The sequence below is a fragment of the Echinicola sp. 20G genome, assembly GCF_015533855.1.
In the GTDB taxonomy this organism is placed as follows: Bacteria; Bacteroidota; Bacteroidia; order Cytophagales; family Cyclobacteriaceae; genus Echinicola.
In genome coordinates, this window is the sequence record NZ_AP024154.1 from 1,096,256 (window position 1) to 1,116,132 (window position 19,877).

At 39.8% G+C, this 19,877-nt stretch carries 18 protein-coding genes; 8 read left to right on the forward strand and 10 right to left on the reverse strand.

Annotated features, from left to right (window positions below; all coding sequences use genetic code 11):
- Positions 1 to 3 precede the first annotated feature (3 nt).
- The 4 genes from JL001_RS04825 to JL001_RS04840 all read right to left on the reverse strand — a co-directional run bounded on the left by JL001_RS04825 (position 4) and on the right by JL001_RS04840 (position 3,542).
- On the reverse strand, positions 4 to 1,500 hold the full coding sequence (locus JL001_RS04825; protein ID WP_200975016.1) for an NAD(P)/FAD-dependent oxidoreductase: 1,497 nt from the start codon (positions 1,498 to 1,500) through the stop codon (positions 4 to 6).
- A gap of 1 nt (position 1,501) precedes the next feature.
- A complete protein-coding gene (locus tag JL001_RS04830) occupies positions 1,502 to 2,011 on the reverse strand; it encodes an RNA polymerase sigma factor (protein ID WP_200975017.1) in 510 nt (169 codons plus the stop codon).
- A 188-nt stretch (positions 2,012 to 2,199) separates the two neighbouring features.
- Positions 2,200 to 3,096: a MerR family transcriptional regulator gene (locus JL001_RS04835; RefSeq protein ID WP_200975018.1), complete on the reverse strand. Its 897-nt coding sequence runs from the start codon at positions 3,094 to 3,096 to the stop codon at positions 2,200 to 2,202.
- Entirely contained in the window at positions 3,093 to 3,542 is a 450-nt protein-coding gene (locus JL001_RS04840; protein ID WP_200975019.1) for a sterol desaturase family protein, read from the reverse strand. Before JL001_RS04840 ends, JL001_RS04835 begins: the two co-directional genes overlap by 4 nt.
- A gap of 187 nt (positions 3,543 to 3,729) precedes the next feature.
- Here JL001_RS04840 and JL001_RS04845 point away from each other — a divergent pair, with 187 nt between their 5' ends.
- A complete protein-coding gene (locus JL001_RS04845; RefSeq protein WP_200975020.1) occupies positions 3,730 to 4,032 on the forward strand; it encodes a DUF4286 family protein in 303 nt (100 codons plus the stop codon).
- A 56-nt stretch (positions 4,033 to 4,088) separates the two neighbouring features.
- Here the strand turns inward: JL001_RS04845 and JL001_RS04850 are convergent, their stop codons facing one another.
- Entirely contained in the window at positions 4,089 to 4,565 is a 477-nt protein-coding gene (locus JL001_RS04850) for a GNAT family N-acetyltransferase (protein ID WP_200975021.1), read from the reverse strand.
- A gap of 112 nt (positions 4,566 to 4,677) precedes the next feature.
- Here JL001_RS04850 and JL001_RS04855 point away from each other — a divergent pair, with 112 nt between their 5' ends.
- Positions 4,678 to 5,445 carry a type III pantothenate kinase gene (locus JL001_RS04855; protein ID WP_200975022.1) on the forward strand — a complete coding sequence of 256 codons (768 nt, stop codon included), beginning with the start codon at positions 4,678 to 4,680 and terminating at the stop codon, positions 5,443 to 5,445.
- A 144-nt stretch (positions 5,446 to 5,589) separates the two neighbouring features.
- On the opposite strand, the gene JL001_RS04860 is transcribed toward JL001_RS04855, so the two are convergent.
- From JL001_RS04860 to JL001_RS04870, 3 genes are all read right to left on the reverse strand, one after another.
- A complete protein-coding gene (locus JL001_RS04860) occupies positions 5,590 to 7,161 on the reverse strand; it encodes an Rne/Rng family ribonuclease (RefSeq protein ID WP_200975023.1) in 1,572 nt (523 codons plus the stop codon).
- A gap of 185 nt (positions 7,162 to 7,346) precedes the next feature.
- Positions 7,347 to 8,165, reverse strand: coding sequence for a tetratricopeptide repeat protein (locus tag JL001_RS04865; RefSeq protein WP_200975024.1), 819 nt, complete (start codon positions 8,163 to 8,165; stop codon positions 7,347 to 7,349).
- Positions 8,166 to 8,184: 19 nt separating this feature from the next.
- The gene (locus tag JL001_RS04870; protein WP_192009553.1) at positions 8,185 to 8,493 is read right to left on the reverse strand and encodes an HU family DNA-binding protein; all 309 of its coding nucleotides are present in this window, start codon (positions 8,491 to 8,493) and stop codon (positions 8,185 to 8,187) included.
- A gap of 158 nt (positions 8,494 to 8,651) precedes the next feature.
- On the opposite strand from JL001_RS04870, the gene mutY reads away from it, so the two are divergent.
- The 5 genes from mutY (at position 8,652) to JL001_RS04895 (ending at position 18,078) form a co-directional block, all read left to right on the forward strand.
- Positions 8,652 to 9,725 (forward strand): A/G-specific adenine glycosylase, encoded by a 1,074-nt coding sequence (gene mutY, locus JL001_RS04875; RefSeq protein ID WP_200975025.1) that lies wholly within the window; start codon positions 8,652 to 8,654, stop codon positions 9,723 to 9,725.
- Between the two features lie 54 nt (positions 9,726 to 9,779).
- The gene (locus JL001_RS04880) at positions 9,780 to 10,244 is read left to right on the forward strand and encodes a single-stranded DNA-binding protein (RefSeq protein WP_200975026.1); all 465 of its coding nucleotides are present in this window, start codon (positions 9,780 to 9,782) and stop codon (positions 10,242 to 10,244) included.
- Positions 10,245 to 10,310: 66 nt separating this feature from the next.
- A complete protein-coding gene (gldE, locus tag JL001_RS04885) occupies positions 10,311 to 11,660 on the forward strand; it encodes a gliding motility-associated protein GldE (protein ID WP_200975027.1) in 1,350 nt (449 codons plus the stop codon).
- A gap of 432 nt (positions 11,661 to 12,092) precedes the next feature.
- Positions 12,093 to 16,595, forward strand: a complete 4,503-nt coding sequence (gene gltB / locus JL001_RS04890) for a glutamate synthase large subunit (protein ID WP_200975028.1) — start codon at positions 12,093 to 12,095, stop codon at positions 16,593 to 16,595.
- A gap of 1 nt (position 16,596) precedes the next feature.
- Positions 16,597 to 18,078, forward strand: a complete 1,482-nt coding sequence (locus JL001_RS04895; protein ID WP_200975029.1) for a glutamate synthase subunit beta — start codon at positions 16,597 to 16,599, stop codon at positions 18,076 to 18,078.
- A gap of 77 nt (positions 18,079 to 18,155) precedes the next feature.
- Here JL001_RS04895 and JL001_RS04900 read toward each other — a convergent pair whose 3' ends face one another.
- The gene (locus tag JL001_RS04900; protein ID WP_200975030.1) at positions 18,156 to 18,758 is read right to left on the reverse strand and encodes a TIGR04282 family arsenosugar biosynthesis glycosyltransferase; all 603 of its coding nucleotides are present in this window, start codon (positions 18,756 to 18,758) and stop codon (positions 18,156 to 18,158) included.
- Between the two features lie 153 nt (positions 18,759 to 18,911).
- Entirely contained in the window at positions 18,912 to 19,310 is a 399-nt protein-coding gene (locus JL001_RS04905) for a DUF4890 domain-containing protein (protein ID WP_200975031.1), read from the reverse strand.
- A gap of 89 nt (positions 19,311 to 19,399) precedes the next feature.
- Between JL001_RS04905 and JL001_RS04910 the strand changes: the two genes are divergently transcribed.
- Positions 19,400 to 19,849: a gamma-glutamylcyclotransferase family protein gene (locus JL001_RS04910; protein WP_200975032.1), complete on the forward strand. Its 450-nt coding sequence runs from the start codon at positions 19,400 to 19,402 to the stop codon at positions 19,847 to 19,849.
- The last annotated feature ends 28 nt before the right edge of the window (positions 19,850 to 19,877 follow it).

The following is a 19,877-nucleotide window of genomic DNA, read 5'->3' on the forward strand; positions in this document are numbered from 1 at the left end:
TTGTTAGTTTTGAGGGGCTATTGAAAATTTCTGTTTGATAATCTCGTGCGCCACTACTTGGCCGGAAATTAAAGAGGGAGGCACTCCCGGACCCGGAACAGTAAGTTGTCCAGTGTAATATAAATTTTTGAGTTTTTTGTTCCTCAATTTTGGCTTCAACAGTGCTGTTTGACCTAAAGTATTCGCCAATCCATAAGCATTGCCTTTATAAGCATTGTAATCCGAAATAAAGTCTCGATGTGCATAAGACCTGCGATAAAGCACGTGTTCTCTAATACTTTGCCCCGTAAGCTTCTCCAATCTGTCCATCACCAATTGTAAATACTTTTCTCTCTTGGCCTCAGAATCCTCTAAATCTGGGGCAAGCGGAATAAGAATAAATAGGTTTTCTTTGCCTTCTGGTGCAACGGAAGGATCTGTCTTGGAAGGACAACACACATAAAATAATGGTTTCTCAGGCCAGTCAGGATTTTCATATATCGCCGCTGCATGAGGTTCCAGAGGCTCATCAAAAAAGAGGTTATGATGGTCAAGGTTTTTGAGTTTCTTATCAATACCTAAATAAAAAATAAGGCTAGAAGGTGCTAGGGTTCTTTTGTCCCAATAGGTATCAGAATAATTTCTACAGTCAGGTGGCAGAAGGGCGCTATCCACATGATGATAGTCTGCTCCTGCAATCACAATATCCGCAAGGAAAGACCGATCATCGGTCAAATGAACCGCCTTGGCCTCTCCATTTTGAACTTTTATATGGCTTACATCAGCATTATAAATAAACTCAACCCCTCTTTCTTCCGCTAAGGTGACCATTCCTTTAATGATCTCATGCATACCTCCCATAGGATACCAAGTCCCCAAAACCATATCTGCATAGTTCATCAAGCTATAAAGCGCTGGTATTTTCTCCGCTGTCTGACCCAAAAAAAGTACAGGAAACTCCATCAGCCTGACTAATTTTTCATTTTTGAAAAATTTCCTCACATGCTTTTTCATGGAATTAAAAATATCCAGCTTGATCAGGTCATTAATAATCCCCGGCTGCGCAAATTCCCATATGGACTGACCCGGCTTATATACCCAATCTTGAATACCTACTTTATATTTGTGGGCGGCTTGCACCAGAAATTTCTCCAACTTTTCTGCAGCTCCCGCTTCAATTGATTCAAACAACTCCTTTAATCCATCTAAATCAGCAGGCATATCAATTTGATCATCCTCACCAAAATAAACCTTGTAGGAAGGATCTAACCTTACAAGCTTATAATAATCGGATGTTTTTTTTCCAAATTGCGCAAAGTAACTTTCAAACACATCTGGCATCCAGTACCAACTTGGACCCATATCAAAAGTAAATCCCTCAGCTGTAAATTTTCGAGCGCGACCTCCAGGGCTATCGTTTTTCTCCAATAACGTTACCCGGTAGCCTTGATTAGCTAACCTGGTGGCTGCTGCAATACCCGCAAAGCCAGCACCTATTACCACTACTTGTTCGTTGGTCATTTTAGTCAAGCTTATAAACCTTTAGATCATCTTTCAAGATTTTCCTTGCGATATGAATTCTGTTTTTGACCGTTCCGATAGGTAAATCTAATTTCTCAGCTATTTCTTGATATTTCCATCCTTTAAAGTACATCATGAATGGAACCTGATACACCTCATCTAATCTATCAATGCATTTATTGATATCATTTAAGGCAAACTCACCTGGCGCTCCATTTTCCACAGCTGTATCTCCTGAATTAAGGTAGTGTAGGTTATCCGTTGTATCTACAAAAGTTGCCCGTCTTACCATCCGTTGATAATTCGTAATGAATGTGTTTTTCATTATGGTATATAACCAAGCTTTCAGGTTAGTACCATCCGAAAATTTATCTCTATTCGTATATGCTTTTAGCACAGTATCCTGTAGAAGGTCATTTGCCGCATCCAAGTCTTTGGTCAGCCTAAGCGCAAAAGGTTTTAGAGATTTTGAATGTTGGTTTAAGGTATAACTGAATTCGAGCGTTGTCATAGCTTGGTCTTTTTTGTTTAATCAAATATAATTTATATTAAACAAAATAAAAACAATTGTTTAATTAATTTTTATTTATATTAAACAAAAATATTTTTGGCATAAAAAAACGGGCTTTTGCCCGTGTGATTGTATAACGTATAATCAATACCTTTCTTCTTTATTTAGATCGCAGAACCTTAAGGAAATCAGTCCTCATTAATTACCTTTCTCTCGTCTTGTAGATAAAATTTGACCTCTTCTATTTTATTCATTATCATGACATTCTCAGGCACCTCAACTTCACCTCTAAGAACTTGATAACCCGATACAATAATCGTACTCTTCGGAAATGTTTTGCTAAGCTTACAAAGGTATGCTGCCACAAGTTCTACCTCAGGAGAAGTGGTAAGTACTGTGATCAAATATTCTGGTTGATGAAACTTATAAACTTCTAACAAGTCCTCTTGCGGCGTGCTCTGTCCAAGATAAATCACCTTATGCCCTTCACTTTTGATCAAATAAGCAGCAAAAAGAAGAGATATTTCATGCAGCTCTCCTTCTGGCAAAAAGAGCATGAACTTTTTACCTCCACCTTGATACACGTACCGATCAATCGCCACAATCAGTTTCTGCCTGATCAAATTGCTGATAAAATGTTCCTGAGCCGGAGAGATGGCTCCTATCTGCCATAAAACACCGATTTTAGACAAAAAGGGATAAATAACACTTAACATAGTTTCATCAAAACCAATACTTCTGGTATTGATTGAAAGAATACGATCAAACCCTTCCTCATCAATTTCTATCATACAAACGGTAAGGGCATAGATCTGATCTTCATAAGCCATAACTCCTTCAGTCAAGGCAATGACCTTATCTCTGATTTCCTCCGAGCTCATTTTGGCGATTTTTGAAATCTTATAGCCGTTGTTGTTGAGTAAGGAGACATTAAGAATCAATTTCAAATCCGCATCATCGTAATACCTGATATTGGTCTCTGTTCTTTTTGGCTCGACCAAATTATAGCGTTGCTCCCAAATCCGGATGGTATGTGCCTTGATCCCCGAAAGATGCTCCAAATCCTTTATCGAATAACTACTCATTTCTTCCCTTCTTTAAAATACTTTAGTGGAACCAGTAAGAGACCGAAAGCCTCCGTTCCCTTCTTTTTATTATTGGCATGGTGGGCTTGATGCGCCTTAAATATGCCCCTGAAGAAGCTATTTCTATTTGGCCTTTTGATCCACTTTCCTCTTCTATGGATCAGTATATCATGCAACACAAAATATCCAGCTCCATAAATGGTAATCCCCAATCCCATCCAGAATCTGTAATCCAGTTGCTCAAAACCAAGGACCATTAAAATGATCGAAATACTTCCAAATAGCAGTGAAAATAGATCATTGAGCTCAAATGGCCCCTTAGAGTGCTGATGGTGCGTCTTATGAATTCTCCAAAGCAATCCATGCATGATATACCTATGGATAAACCAACCAGAAATCTCCATCAGGAAAAAACCTAAAATCACAAACAGTAATGCAAATAACATGAATTGATAACCTTTTGTGGATTAAAATGTTTGCAGTGTCACAAATAAAACTCCCAATTCTGCTTTATTTTGATTCAATACAGCTCAAACCATCCAAAATATCTATTTTTGTAATCAGATACATTTAAGCAAAAATAAATATTTTGTTTAACTATAACTATTTGAATAATAAACAAAATCTGATAAAATGATTTTATACAATATTACAGTAAATATTGACCAAGATGTGGAGAAGGAATGGGTACAATGGATGAAAGCTACCCATATCCCCAAAGTAATGGAAACCGGCCTATTCAATGAATTTAAGTTCTACAAGCTTTTGCATGAAATGGAAGGCGGAGGTGTTAATTATTCCGTTCAATATTTTGCAGAAAGTATGGATCATGTCTTGGATTACCAAAACAACCATGATATGAAGATCCATGAAGTCTTCAATCAAAAGTACAATAACAAGTACGCTCTCTTCAGATCTGTTTTAGAGCAGGTTTAAAAAAAGGCTGCAACAATTGTTTGTTGCAGCCTTTTTTATCTCATGTAGCAAGACAGTTAACCCAACATTTCCCTGATCTCTTCAGCTTGCAAATGGCAGTTATACCAACCTTCTTCAATTTCTGAATTATACTTATTGTAGAAATTGATGGCCGGCTCATTCCAATCCAAGACTTGCCACATCATTCCTGTACAATTATCCTCCAAGGACTTTTTCATCACCCTTTCAAATAGCAATTTACCTGCTCCTTTGCCCCTTTCCTTTTCTGTCACAATGTAATCCTCCAAGTACAATCTTCTTCCCTTCCATGTACTGTAACGATAATAATAAATGGCTGTCCCAATGATTTCTTGAGTTGCCTCTTTAATCAATACAAAAAAGCCATAGACTGGATTAGGGCCGAACCCATCTTCTTCCATCATCGCCACAGTATTGGTTACTTGCTCAGGCGCTTTCTCATAAATTGCCAATTCTTCTATCAATTCGAATATTCTGGGCAAATCCTCTTTTTTTCCTTCTCTGATCGTATACATAATCCGAAATTATAAAAATTTGAAAAAAGAACGTTGATCTTGCTTCATTTTACTCCATCTAGGTGCTAGATTTATACAGGTTCTGTGATTTTTGAATATAAAACTCCACACTATGTTTCTCTCTATCGATGCCGGTAATTCAAATATTGTTTTTGGCTTCTATGACAATGGTAGCCAAACTTGGAAATATGAGCACAGAGTAGAAACAAAAAGAGAGGTCAGTGTAAACAAATTGGCCAAAGACCTACAGCTTTTCTTTCTAGAGATGGGACTCAAACCTATTCAGGTTAAACAAATCGGCATTAGCTCTGTAGTTCCTGAAATTAACCGTACCTTGATCAGCCTTTCAGAATCCTTTTTTAACATTACTCCCCACTTCATTAATGAACACAGCTATTCATCTGTAAATATCCTCACAACAAGGCCTGCAGAAATGGGCACGGACCTTATGGCCAATGCTGTGGCTGCATTTGAAGCCCATCGTTCCGCGTGTATTATTGTAGATTTTGGAACTGCGCTGACTTTTACCGTAATCAGTGATAAAGGAGAAATTATAGGAGTAAACATAGTTCCTGGCCTTAAAACGGCATTAAAATCTCTATTTAGAAATACTTCTAAACTTCCTGAGGTCAAGCTGGAACTACCTACATCGGCCATTGGGAAAAATACCATCCATTCCATTCAGGCAGGTATACTTTATGGCTACTCTGGATTGGTGAAAGGGATGCTACAAACCATCCAACAAGAGCTCTCCATGGATTTTACCATTATTGCTACTGGTGGCCTTTCTGAAATTTTAACCAATCTAAAAGATACATTTGATTATATAGATCGTGACCTAACACTTAAAGGAATTAAAATAATTGCAGAAAGGAATTGAGCAAAATTGTAGAAACACTTACGAAACAGGCGCTTACCTATTTCAGAAAAATGAAAACAACGAGTGGAAATTAATATGTAACAAACAATTTCAACTTACTATCTGGGACTAAAAAAGATAGGTTAGACATAAAAAAAACGGAGCTTATTCGGCTCCGTCTTTTACTGTAAGTTCTATTTCTTCTCCTGTTTCATCCAGGAATTTATACTCCGTCACTGGTAATGAAGAATCTTTGATCAGTTTTACCCATTTGAAATATTTAAAAAACCATTTAACCCTTTTTGAAATCATGCCATGGGTAAAGTATGCATGAAGGTAAGGGTGCAACCCAATTTTAATTTTGGGTAAGTTCTGGTGAACCGCCGTATACTCAAGGTCTCTTTCCAGCTTATCAGCCACCAAAATTGAGGCTTGGATCTTTCCTGTCCCATTACATGAAGGACAAGTTTCTTTGGTCACAATATTCACTTCAGGTCTTACTCTTTGCCTGGTGATCTGCATCAACCCAAACTTGGTCAATGGCAGGACGGTGTTTTTGGACCTATCCTCCTTCATTTCAGCTTTCATAGCGTCATAGATGGCCCTTTTATTTTCGGCCTTCTTCATGTCTATGAAGTCGATGACGATAATTCCGCCCATATCTCGGAGGCGAAGCTGTCTGGCAATTTCTTTGACAGCAACCAGGTTAGTTTTTAATGCTGTAGTTTCCTGGTCACTTTCTTGGTTGGACTTGTTTCCACTGTTTACGTCTATAACGTGCAGTGCCTCGGTATGCTCAATAATAAGATATCCGCCATGAGGCAGGCTTACCGATTGTCCAAACAGACTCTTGATTTGCTTTTCAATTCCAAAACTTTCAAAGAGCTTAGCTTTTCCGTTGTAAAGCTTAACAATTTTTTCCTTTTCAGGGGCAATCGATCTTATATAAGACCGGATCTGATCATAGATTAATTCATCCTCTACCGTGATTGCATCGAATGATTCGTTGAGCAGGTCTCTTATGATAGAGCTGGCCATACTCATTTCTCCTATCACCTTATCTTTGCTCTTGGCTTTCATCAGCTTCTTCATGCCATCCTCCCAGGTGGTTACCAAGTTTCTAAGGTCTTTGTCCAGTTCCGTTACGGACTGGCCCTCAGCTACTGTTCTGATAATTACACCAAAATTGGCTGGCTTGATCGAAGTGATGAGTCTGGCAAGCCTTCTCCTCTCTTCAGCCTTTCTGATCTTTTTGGATACATTGACTGAATTGGAAAAAGGAACCAGCACCAAATAGCGACCGGCTAGGGAGAGCTCACAGGATAGTCGCGGGCCTTTCGTTGAGATCGGCTCCTTTACAACCTGAACTAAAATTTGATTGGTTTTAGAAAGGACTTGGGAAATTTTCCCCAGCTTTTCTATCTCAGGTTCTAGTTCAAACCCTTTAAGGGTGGGATGGTCCGAATGATTGTTTCTGATATGCTTGGTGTATTTCACCAGGCTTTTCACTTTCGGCCCTAGGTCTTGGTAATGCAAAAAAGCATCCTTCTCGTAACCTACATCAATAAAGGCTGCATTCAGCCCATTGACGATTTTACGAACCGTACCAAGGTACATATCCCCTACTTTAAACTGGTTGTTGTCTTCATCTGAATGAAGTTCTACCAGTCCCTTGTTTTTTAAAAGGGCTATTCGACTACTGTTTTGAGCAGAATCAATTACTAATTCCGTACTCAAATCGTGTCTCCTTTTTTATGTTAATGAACGTTGTTCTGTGTAAAAACTCAAAAAGAAGAAGTGTATTACTTCTTCTTATGTCTGTTTTTTCTAAGTCTTTTCTTACGCTTGTGCGTAGCAATCTTATGTCTTTTTCTTTTTTTACCGCAAGGCATAATCTTATGGATTTAAGTTTAACAATACTTTTATAGTTGCCCCAGATAATTGTCCACACTCGAAATAATCATCGGATCATCTGTCATGTCTTTTACCAGCTGGAGCTGTTTTTTTGCTTTATTTTTCTGCTTCGCTTCAAAGTAGCTCACCCCGAGGTAAAACTGACCTTGAATATTGTCGGGATGATAACTGATAAGCTCTTCAAAACGTTCAACTGCTCGTTTGTACTGGCCTGACTGCATGGACAGGATTCCCATATTAAACAAAGCCTGCTCGTTTTGAGGATCTTCTTCAAGTACCTCCCTTAGCATCATAATCCCCTGCATAGGGTTGGTAGAAGACACATGTGTCATTGCTACCTTAGTTTTGAGATCAAGTCGATCTGGTTGCTTTTCAAGCACCCTGTTCAAATAATCCCTGGTGTGCCCGGCCAAATAAGCTACCTTATCCTGATCCATCGCAAAACCAAATGCTTCATAATAAGCATTACCTGCTTTCTCAAGTGATTCCATGTCTGGATATCTGTCAGCAGTCTGGCCCAAATAGTAGGCTGCACTGTCATACATCCCGGAACTCACATAGAAAGAGGCAATTGAATCTGCAAAGATAGTAATTTTTTCTTTACTTTCCGCTTTTTCTAAATTGGTTATCAAGGCACTAACCGTTCCCCGCTCTGAATCTGGGATACTGGTACTGTGTGCTTGGGCCACTGAGTCAGCAGACGCCATATCTTCCTGCTCGAGGGCTTCACCATCTTCTGCATTGTCCACCACTACTCTTGGTAGCGAATAAAGGGCTGCCGCAGCGACGACGACGACAACGACCAGGATGATTTGCGACTTTTTCATAGACAGTAGATCTCTCAGATTAGTCCTGAAGAGTTACTTCCTTTACTTTTTTGCTGTTCTTAATCTTGTCGATGAAGACTTTAGAAGGCTTGAAAGCCGGAACATAATGCTCATCGATAACGATAGCAGTGTTTTTAGAAATGTTTCTGGCGATTTTCTTAGCGCGCTTCTTGTTGATGAAGCTACCGAATCCCCTCACATAAATATTCTCTCCCTCTGACATGGAATCCTTTACTACTTTGAAGAATGCCTCAATTGTCTGAGTTACATCATCCTTCTGAATTCCTGTCTTGTCCGAAATCTTGGTAATTACCTCTGCTTTAGTCACTGTATTTAAATTTTAATTTGATTAAATTGCTTAACAATCTATTAACCAACTAATTTTGGGACTGCAAATTTAAATGATGCTTTTCAATATAAAAACAAAATGAAGAAAATTAGCGTCTTTTGTTCAACGAAAAGTTTACAGATAAAATTTCAAAAGTTTTGAATTTCAACGTTTTTGCCTCCAAGCTTCTCCTTTGGTACCCCCAAAATAAAAGGGATCTGCCGTGGAGAAACACCCAAAACCCATACATCATTTGGTTGTCAGAAATTATTCTTCAGCAAACCAGAGTCGCCCAAGGACTTCCCTATTTCGAGAAATTTGTCTCCCATTATCCCTCTGTTCAGGACCTCGCGAAAGCACCAACTGAAGAAATCATGCGTCTTTGGCAAGGACTAGGCTACTACAGCAGGGCCAGAAACCTTCATGAATGTGCCAAACAAGTGGTCAATGAATATAGAGGACAATTCCCCTCTGATTACAAAAGTCTTCTAAAACTCAAAGGTGTGGGGCAGTATACCGCCGCAGCCATTGCTTCCTTTGCCTTCAAAGAAAAAGTCGCCGTAGTGGATGGCAATGTATTCCGTGTCCTAAGTCGGTACTTCGGGATCGAAACAGATATTAGCAGCTCACAAGGCAAAAAGGAATTCCAAGAACTCGCCAATAAGCTGATTTCAAAAGAACACCCAGATGAATACAACCAGGCTATCATGGAATTTGGTGCTTTGCAATGCACCCCAAAAAATCCTGACTGTGACAATTGCCCCTTATTGGATGGATGCTTTGCAGCAAAACATCAAATGGTAAGCTCCCTCCCAGTGAAGGAAAAGAAAATAAAAGTCAAAACACGCGCGTTTTTGTATCATGACATTACCTGTGGTGAACTAACGATAGCCAAAACCCGAGGCCCCAAAGACATTTGGCAAGGCCTTACAGATTTTCCATTAGTGGAATTTTCCTCTCCTGAAAAGATCGACCCTGAGGCATCAAATTTGTTTCATGAACTTCAAGCATTTAAGCCAACCATAAACTTCGAAAAGGAAAAGACTTATAAACATATACTGACCCATCAAAAAATTTTTTCAAACTTTGTCTCGTTCAACATAGATAAAGATCATCAATCAGCCTTGGAAAAATGGGCCAAAGACAATGATTTTCTCTGCTGTAATGAAGCAGAATTGGAAGCTTTGGGCAAGCCAAAACTGATTGTTCGTTATTTGAACGATAAAAAATAATCCTTAAATTTAAAAGTACGCTTTTTAACAAAATTCTATAAATCAACTTAAACTATGGCCGGTGTAAATAAAGTAATATTAGTTGGCAATCTAGGTAAAGACCCTGAAGTGAGGCATTTGGAAAGTGGTAGCGTAGTAGCCAACCTGACACTAGCAACTACAGAAGCATACAAAGACCGCAACGGAAACCGTGTAGAAAATACTGAATGGCATGACCTGGAACTGTGGGACGGGCAAGCAAAAGTAGCGGAACAATATTTGCGAAAAGGCAGCCAAATCTTCGTAGAAGGAAAAATCAAATCCGACACTTGGCAAGATGAGCAAGGAAACAACAGGAAAAGAACAAAAATCCGTGTACTGAGTTTCACCATGCTTGGCTCCAAAAACAGTGAAATGGGCGCTGGAGGAAGCAGCAATCCCAATACCATCAGCCAACCTAACGCTGGCAACCCTCAACCCGCATCCATGCCTTCATCAGGAGGAAATATCGAAGAGGGTGATGATGACTTACCATTCTAATTGGGTCATTTTAAGAATTGTAATGGATAAATCATTAATTTTGCAGAACAATATTTGAATCACTTAATGGACGATCCATACCCGAGTATTTTGTTGCTGGCTGAAATCAACCAGGTTTCGGCCGGCTATATCATTCTTAATAGTCTTATTTTTCTAGCACTGCTTTTGGCATCTGCTCTTATTTCCGGCTCAGAAGTGGCTTACTTTTCGCTATCTCACGATGATTTAAGCCTGCTCAGCACTGAAACAGATGAAACTTCCAGCTTGGTGATCAAACTGATCGAAGCACCTCAAAAACTCCTGAGTACGATTTTGATCTTGAATAACATGATCAACATCGGCATAGTGACTTTGACCACGTTCTTTACCTTGACACTCTTTGGCGCCAACGCTACTGGCCTTATGGTCATCTTGATTCAAACTGTTGGGATCACCTTTGCCATTGTCTTCTTTGGTGAAATTGTTCCAAAAGTATACGCCAACAATGCCAGAATCAGCTTTTCCAAGCTTATGGCCAAAAGCCTTAATTTCTTCTCCATCGCTTTGGCACCGCTCTCTTCCTTCCTGATGGCCATCAGTAATATCATCGAAAGAAGAATAGAAAGAAAAGGCTATACGCTTTCGGTTAATGAACTTCATCAAGCCTTAGAAATCACAGCTGAGCACACCACTGAAGGAGAAAAAGACATCTTCAAGGGCATTGTAAATTTTGGGACATTGTCTGTAAAACAGGTCATGTGCTCTAGGATGGATATCACAGCAGTCGATGTGGAAATGGACTTCCATGAACTCATGGATAAAATCAACAAAAGCGGGTATTCCAGAATCCCTGTTTATAAAGAAACCATTGATAATATTGAAGGGATTCTGTACATCAAAGACCTGCTTTCCCATATTGAAAAAGAAGAAGATTTTCAATGGCAAACCTTGACTAGAAAAGGATTCTTCGTTCCGGAAAACAAAAAAATTGATGCCTTGCTCAAGGACTTCCAAAACAAAAGGGTACACATGGCCATCGTTGTGGATGAATATGGAGGAACATCCGGATTGGTAACTTTAGAAGATTTGATCGAAGAAATCATTGGGGAAATCAATGATGAATTTGACGACAGTGAAGAATCCCTTTTTAAGCAAATCGATGACAGTACTTATGTGTTTGAAGGGAAAGTTTCCTTAAATGACTTTTGTAAAAGGTTGGAATTGGACCCCCAGTCTTTTGATGAGGTCAAGGGAGACAGTGAATCTTTAGGTGGATTGCTTTTGGAGATCAATGCTAAATTGCCCAAAAGCGGGTCTAAAATTCAATTTGACAAATTCACCTTCACCATTTTGGCAGTAGATGCCCGAAGGATCAAAAAAGTAAAGGTAAAACTTCACTCCCAAGAGGCTGGGGATGTGGCACATAATGAAGATTAAAGCCAACTAAAAATCAAGCCTTTTGCCAATCAAAAAACTGCTATTCATATTTAATTCAAGATAATTCGGTTTCCTTTATATTTTCAGCGATAATTTCTTTGCACCCATCAATCGGGCATGATTCATTGAAAAAATTTCAATTTCATGGAAAAATAATGGAAATTTCATTTTTTGAACCTGTTTCAGGTTATTTTACATCCTTTTCAAAAAAACAGGTCAAAATATTAATCACTTTCAATGATTTGAACATAAAATTGCAATAAGGCAACTTTTAGGAACCCTCCATTTCTATTTTAATAATTGTAAAAATCATAGGCCAATTTGGTTATTAATGTATTTTTTTCGTTCTTTTGTTGCCGAGATTTTAAAAAAAGAAAAATTCTTTGTAATTTATTCAATCGAATTTACAAACCTATTTAAATAACACTAACTATGAATGAAGGATTATACCATTCACAGTTTGAGCATGACGCCTGTGGGATTGGCGGAGTGGTCAATGTGAAGGGCAACAAAAGCCATGAGACGATAAGCGATGCGCTCTTTATGCTGAGCAATATGGAGCATAGAGGAGGGAGAGGCAGTGATCCTAAAACCGGTGATGGAGCGGGTATTTTGATTCAGGTACCACATGATTTTCTGAAGGAGGTAACTCACCGTGCAGGCTTTGAACTACCAGAAGAAGGTAGTTACGGGGTTGGCATGACATTTTTTCCGAAAAACAAGCAACTACATAAAAAATCAAAAACACTGCTCAACAAAATCCTTGAAGAAATGGATTTTGAGCTTATTGGTTATAGAGAAGTACCAGTGGACGAGACCGTGCCAGGATCAGGTGCTTTGGAGGTAATGCCTAATATTGAGCAACTCTTTGTTAAGCACAAAGATGGATTAGTAGGTAAGGAACTTGAAAGAAAGCTCTATGTACTGAGAAACTATGCGACCAAAGTGATCAACTCCACAACTCCAGGGGTTAATATGTCATTTTACTTTGCCAGTTTCAGCTCAAACACCCTTATATATAAAGGGCAGTTGAGAACCGATCAGGTACTAGCTTTCTATAAAGACTTACAAAACAATAAAATAACTTCTGCCCTAGCAGTAGTACACTCTAGATTCTCAACCAACACCTTCCCGAACTGGAGATTGGCTCAGCCTTTCAGATACCTATCCCACAATGGTGAGATCAACACCATCAGAGGTAACCTGAACAAGATGAGGTCCAAAGAATCCCTGATGAAATCAGAACTCTTCACCGAGGAAGAGCTTGAGAAACTAATGCCTGTGACCAATTCAACCTATTCAGATTCAGCGAACCTGGATGCCATGGTGGAATTGCTTACTCTAAGCGGAAGGTCTTTGCCACATGTGATGATGATGTTGGTGCCAGAAGCTTGGCAGGACAATAAGTCCATGAACAAGTCCAAAAAGGCTTTCTATAAGTTCCATGCAGCTTTGATGGAGCCGTGGGATGGTCCAGCAGCTTTGCTATTTACAGATGGCAAATCACTTGGTGCCACTTTGGATCGAAATGGTCTGAGACCTTTGAGGTATTTTATGACCAATGACGACAGGCTGATCCTTTCATCTGAGGCTGGAGCTTTACCGATAAGAGAAGCCACTGTCACAGAAAAAGGAAGAATCAGCCCAGGCAGAATGATCATGGCTGACCTTGAAAAGGGTAAAGTATTGTTCGACGAAGAAGTGAAAGCTGAAGTTTGTGAAAACAAACCATATGATACTTGGGTAAGAAAAGAAAGATTGAAGCTGAGACTAATGCCTGCGCCTAAGGTGCTTTCCCAGCCTTACAATACCCAAAACATCAAACAAAGACAAACAGTCTTCGGGTTTACAACCGAAGATGTACATACTATTTTGGCTCCTATGGGAGACACTGCTTACGAACCACTAGGTTCTATGGGTGCAGATACACCACCTGCAGTACTATCCAAACAAAGCCAGCATATTTCCAATTACTTCAAGCAGCTATTCGCCCAAGTAAGTAACCCGCCGATTGATCCGATTAGGGAGAGATTGGTGATGTCTCTTTTCACTAGAATCGGTGAAGGTTACAATATCTTGGAAGAAAGCCCTCAGCACACGAGACAAATTCACATTTCGCAACCTGTATTGCTGAACGAAGATCTCGAAAAGATCAAAAATCTTGAAAATAAAGGTTACAGATCAAAAACCCTTTATGCACACTTCAAGGCTGACCATCAACCTGGTAGAATGCTAGAAGCTTTGGATAAGCTATGTCAAGATGCAGTTGATGCCATCAATGAAGGTTATAACGTGTTGGTCATTTCTGACAGAAACACCTACGAAGGTGTTGCTCCTATTCCTTCTCTTTTGGCCATTGGTGGTGTTCACCATCACTTGGTGAACATGAAAATGAGAACCAAAGCAGGTTTGATTGCAGAAGCAGGAGACATCAAAGAAACGCATCATTTCGCAACGGCTGTGGGCTACGGGGCTAGTGCCATCAACCCTTATTTGGCCCTAGAAACACTTGTGCACTTGAATGAGACGGAGCAACTTTCAAAAGTATTTGAGCAGAAAGAATTGTTCGAAAACTACCAAGCTGCTATAGGAAAAGGCTTGCTGAAAGTCCTTTCAAAAATGGGAATCAGTACTCTCCAATCTTACCAGAGTGCTCAGATATTCGAAGCAGTTGGTTTAGGGCCTGAAGTAATAGAAAGATGCTTTAAAGGTACCATCAGTAGAATCAGCGGTGTTTCCTTTGATGAGTTAGCAGAGGAAGTATTGGTAAGACATAACGCAGCTTATGGTTTTGAAGGTCCAAGATTGGAAACTGGAGGAGTTTACCAATGGAAAAGAAGAGGTGAAAAACACCTTTTCAACCCGGAAACCATCCATTTACTTCAAAAATCCACTGCGAACAATGACTATGCTTTATACAAAAGGTTCGCTGAAAAAATAAATAACCAAACCAAAGATGCCTTGACCATTAGAGGCTTGTTTGAGTTTAAAAAGAGGATCTCAGTTCCTTTGGAAGAAGTAGAATCAGCAGAAAGCATCATGAAGCGTTTTGCAACAGGCGCCATGTCATTTGGATCTATTTCGCACGAGGCACACTCTACGTTGGCCATTGCCATGAACCGCATTGGGGCTAAATCCAATAGTGGTGAGGGTGGAGAAGATGAAATCCGTTTTGAAAGAAAAGAAAATGGCGATTGGGAAAGATCTGCTATAAAGCAGGTAGCCTCTGGTAGATTTGGTGTAACCAGCAACTACCTCACCAACGCCGAAGAACTACAAATAAAAATGGCCCAGGGTGCCAAGCCAGGTGAAGGCGGGCAACTTCCTGGTCATAAAGTGGATGATTGGATCGGTAGAGTAAGACACTCCACTCCGGGAGTAGGTCTGATTTCTCCACCACCTCACCACGATATTTATTCCATTGAGGATTTGGCGCAGTTGATCTATGACCTTAAAAATGCCAATAGAAAAGCGCGTATCAATGTAAAATTGGTATCACAGGCTGGTGTAGGTACTGTAGCAGCTGGGGTGGCCAAGGCCCAATCAGATGTGATCTTGATCTCAGGTGCTGATGGTGGAACTGGAGCATCTCCTTTGAGTTCAATAAGACACGCTGGCTTACCTTGGGAACTTGGCTTGGCTGAAGCTCACCAAACTTTGGTTAAAAACAACCTTAGAAGCCGAGTTACCCTTCAAACAGACGGTCAAGTAAGAACTGGTCGAGACTTGGCAATTGCTGCCATGCTTGGTGCAGAAGAGTGGGGAATCTCAACAGCAGCCCTGGTTGTAGAAGGCTGTATCATGATGAGAAAATGCCACTTGAACACTTGTCCAGTGGGTATTGCTACGCAAAATCCAGATTTGAGAAAACTCTTCACTGGAAACCCTGACCATGTTGTTAATTTCTTCAAGTTTTTGGCCGAAGACCTTAGAGAAATCATGGCTTCGCTTGGCTTTAGAACTGTAAACGAGATGGTTGGTCAGTCAAATGTATTGAAGTCCACTGGACACCTTAACCACTGGAAGTGGGACAAGCTAGACCTTAGTCCGATCTTCCATATGGTAGAAGTTCCTGAGCATGTAGGTATTTACAAGCAAATTGATCAGGACTTTAAATTGAAAAAGGTACTGGACAGGAAATTGATCAAATCTGCTTTGCCTGCTCTTGAGCAAGCCAATGCGGTAAAAGACAACTTCCAAATTAAAAATATTGACCGTTCGGTAGGTGCCATGCTTTCCAATGAAATCTCCAAGATTTATGGAAGTCCTGGATTACCAGATGACACCATCCACTATAAGTTTACAGGTTCGGCCGGACAAAGTTTCGGTTTGTTCTTGACCCAAGGTGTTACTTTCGAATTGGAAGGTGAAGCCAATGATTACTTTGGTAAAGGCCTTTCAGGTGGCCAATTGGTGGTCTACCCAAGCAGAAATGCAAATTTCAAGGCCGAAGACAACATCATCATTGGTAATGTGGCCTTCTATGGCGCAACATCAGGCCATGCTTACATTAATGGTAAGGGTGGTGAACGTTTCTGCGTAAGAAACTCAGGTGTAAAAGCAGTAGTTGAAGGCATTGGAGACCACGGTTGTGAATATATGACCGGTGGACAAGTGATCATCCTAGGTGAAATTGGAAGAAACTTCGCTGCAGGTATGAGTGGTGGTATCGCTTATATCTTCAAAGAAAATGTGAAACATATCAACCAGGAAATGGTGGATTTGGATCCATTGGAAGAAGAAGATTTCAATATCATCAAGAAAGACTTGGAACTTCACCAAAAGTACACCAACAGTAGTCTGGCAACCCAATTCCTAGAGAACTGGGAAACTGAAAAGGAGAAATTCATCAAAGTAATGCCAAGAGATTACAAAGCAGTTCTTAAACAAAGAGCTTTAAAACAAGAAGAAGAACAATCTAAAACTTTAGTGTAAGATGGGAGCGAAAGACGGATTCCTTAAATATAAAAGAGAGCTAGAAGAAAACAGAGATCCTAAAGAAAGGATTGGTGACTATAAAGACATCCATCATCAAATAAAACCAGAGACACTTAACAATCAAGCTGCTAGGTGTATGGACTGTGGTATTCCATTTTGTCATAATGGATGTCCGCTTGGGAATGTAATTCCTGAATTTAACGATGCCGTTTACCGTAAAGAATGGGGAGAAGCTTTCGATATTTTACGAGGCACCAACAACTTCCCTGAGTTTACAGGTAGGATTTGTCCAGCACCATGCGAAGCCAGTTGCGTGCTAGGGATCAACAAAGACCCTGTTGCGATTGAATTGATCGAAAAGAATATAGCTGAAAAAGCTTATGAGCTAGGATTGGCCAAGCCAAATGTACCGGAAATCAGAACTGACAAAAAGGTAGCAGTGATCGGTGCCGGACCAGCTGGTCTAGCTGCAGCAGATCAGCTTAACCAAGCAGGCCACGAAGTAACCCTATTCGAAAAAGACCAAAAAGTAGGTGGTCTCTTGAGATATGGTATTCCTGATTTTAAAATGGAAAAGTGGGTCATCGACCGAAGAGTAAAGCTAATGGAAGAAGAAGGAGTTATCTTCTCTACTGGCACTGAAATCGGTTTTAACATTAAAGCTGACCATATTCTTCAAAACTTTGATGCAGTGGTTCTATCCACTGGGGCCCAAGAGCCTAGAGATCTTAAAATCAAAGGTCGCGAAGCCAATGGGGTTCACTTTGCCATGGAATTCCTTGGTGAACAAAACAAAGTAGTAAGTGGAGAGAGAGACTCAGAAAATCCTATTTCTGCAAAAGGAAAGCATGTGATCGTGATTGGTGGGGGTGATACAGGTAGTGACTGTATCGGTACTTCCAATAGACACGGAGCGGCCTCTGTTATGCAGCTGGAGCTATTACCAAAACCACCTCAAAAGCGTGCACAGCTGAACCCTTGGCCAGAATGGCCAATGACGCTCAAAGTGTCCAGCTCTCACGAAGAAGGTGTAGAAAGAGTTTTCTCTGTATTAACCAAGGAGTTCACCAAAGATGAAAGCGGAAATGTTACCGGCCTTACTTTGGTGGATATTGAATGGAATGAAGAAAATGGTAGAATGAAATTCTCCGAAATAGAAGGCACGGAAAGAACAGTACCGTGTGACTTAGCTCTATTGGCTATCGGTTATACTGGTCCGAAACAAAATGGCCTGCTAGATGCATTCGGGGTAGACACCATGGAAAATACATTACCTAAATCGAAAGAGTATCAAAGTACTAATGGCAAAGTTTTCTTAGCTGGTGACATGCGAAGAGGACAGTCGCTAGTGGTTTGGGCTATTTCTGAGGGTAGAGAATGCGCCGTAAAAGTAGATGAATATTTGATGGGTAAATCCCACTTACCTAGAAAAGATCGCTCCTTTTTCGAGAACGTAGAAGACGCTGAATTCTGTGAATAACAGTAGTTTAGTTTATTTAACAAGTTTGTTAATTCGATGAAAAGCTCCCCGATAATCGGGGAGCTTTTTTATTTTCCTTAATGAATATTCAACAAACCTCTTAGACTTTTTAGATCTTCATATTGCTCCACATCAAATAACATTCTCATTTTGTGGACATTTAACTTCAAGGATTTGGCATCACTTAAAATTTCACTTACAACAGATTGAACTTCCCAATCTTTATCTCTGAATAACTCGCTGTAAAGCTCTTTCATCCCAAGCAAATAAAACGTACCATCCTGTGCCGGGCCTACTACTAAATCTTGGTAACTTAAAGCCTCAAATGCTTCATCCAAAATATCAGCGTTCAACTCCAGACAATCAGATCCAATGATTACCACTTTCTGATATCCTTTACCCAAAACCTCAGCAAAGGCCTGTTCCATTTTTTCAGCAATATTGCCTTGTCCTTGTAGACTAAGATGATAATGATTATTTAAGAGAAACCTATCATCAACCTCATCTTGGAAATAAACGAAGACATCCGCTGGATACTTTTCAACCACTTCATGGGTGTTTTTCAAGAGGTATTCATAAACCTCTGCAGCCTTTTCACTACCAATTACCTCGCCTAGCTTAGTCTTTACTTTACCCGGCTCAGGATTTTTTTGAAAAATTATTATCGCATGTTCATTCATGGTGCTTTGTTACATTTGGGTACTCAATTATAATCAGTTTTTCCGAAAGTTTGTACGCAAAACAACAGCCAAAGCATAAAAAAGAAGATCAAAATTGATCTTCTTTACACTTTTCACTAAAAATATTCACTAAACACCATTACTCATGGCATTTCATCCATCTCCTCTTCTCTGACCTCTTGCACCCCTTTCTCTCATTTTTTCTCTACTTTCCTTTTGAAATTCCTTCCACTTCTCAGTTTGCTCAGGTGTCAGGATCGCCTCTAACTTCTCTTCATGCTCTTTGCGATCCGCTTCCATTTTCTCTCTCATCTCATCGCGATCTTCCTTAGCCTGATCTCTAGCTTCCATTCGCTGCTTTACACTCTCCAGGTTTAATTCATAAACCGCCTTTTTTTGGGTTTCATCCAAATCCAACTCTTCAGCCATACGATTGGTCATTCTTTCGGCCATATCTTCTGGTTTAACATCTGGGCGTTGTTTCCTTTGCTGAGCTTCAGCGGCAATAACTGTTACGGCCATTAGGGCAATTACAAACAATAGTTTTTTCATGGTCATTAATTTTTTGATTATATTCCTTTGACCAAAATCTCTATTCGAGGTTTAACCCAAAGTTAAAAATAATTTCTGCCCCAATAATTATGGCTTCAATTTACTACTTCGGATATGCCAGCAACTTAGACCAATCCACATTGGTGGGACGGCTGGTCACCCCTCCAAAATTTATAGGAATAGGAATATTAACGGGATATGGTTTTAGGTTTAACCACCCAAATCCTGATGGCTCGGCAAGGGCAAACATTGTAGAAAGTGCTAATGAAAATGTTTATGGTGCGCTGTATCAAATCAATGAAAAAGACAAAAATCACTTTTTGACCTCAGAAAAAAACTATGACTTCACATCGGTGAACATCATCACCAAAGAAGGCACAACTAGGGCCTTCACATTTAAATCTTCCCAAAATGTGGATAAAATATTCCCTCATAAGGATTATATCAATACCATTATTAAAGGAGGTAAGGCAATTGGAATCCCCAACACCTATCTTACCAGCATTTTAAACAGAAAACCAGTTAAAGTGTTATTTTAACAAAATAAAGCGTCAATAAACATACATG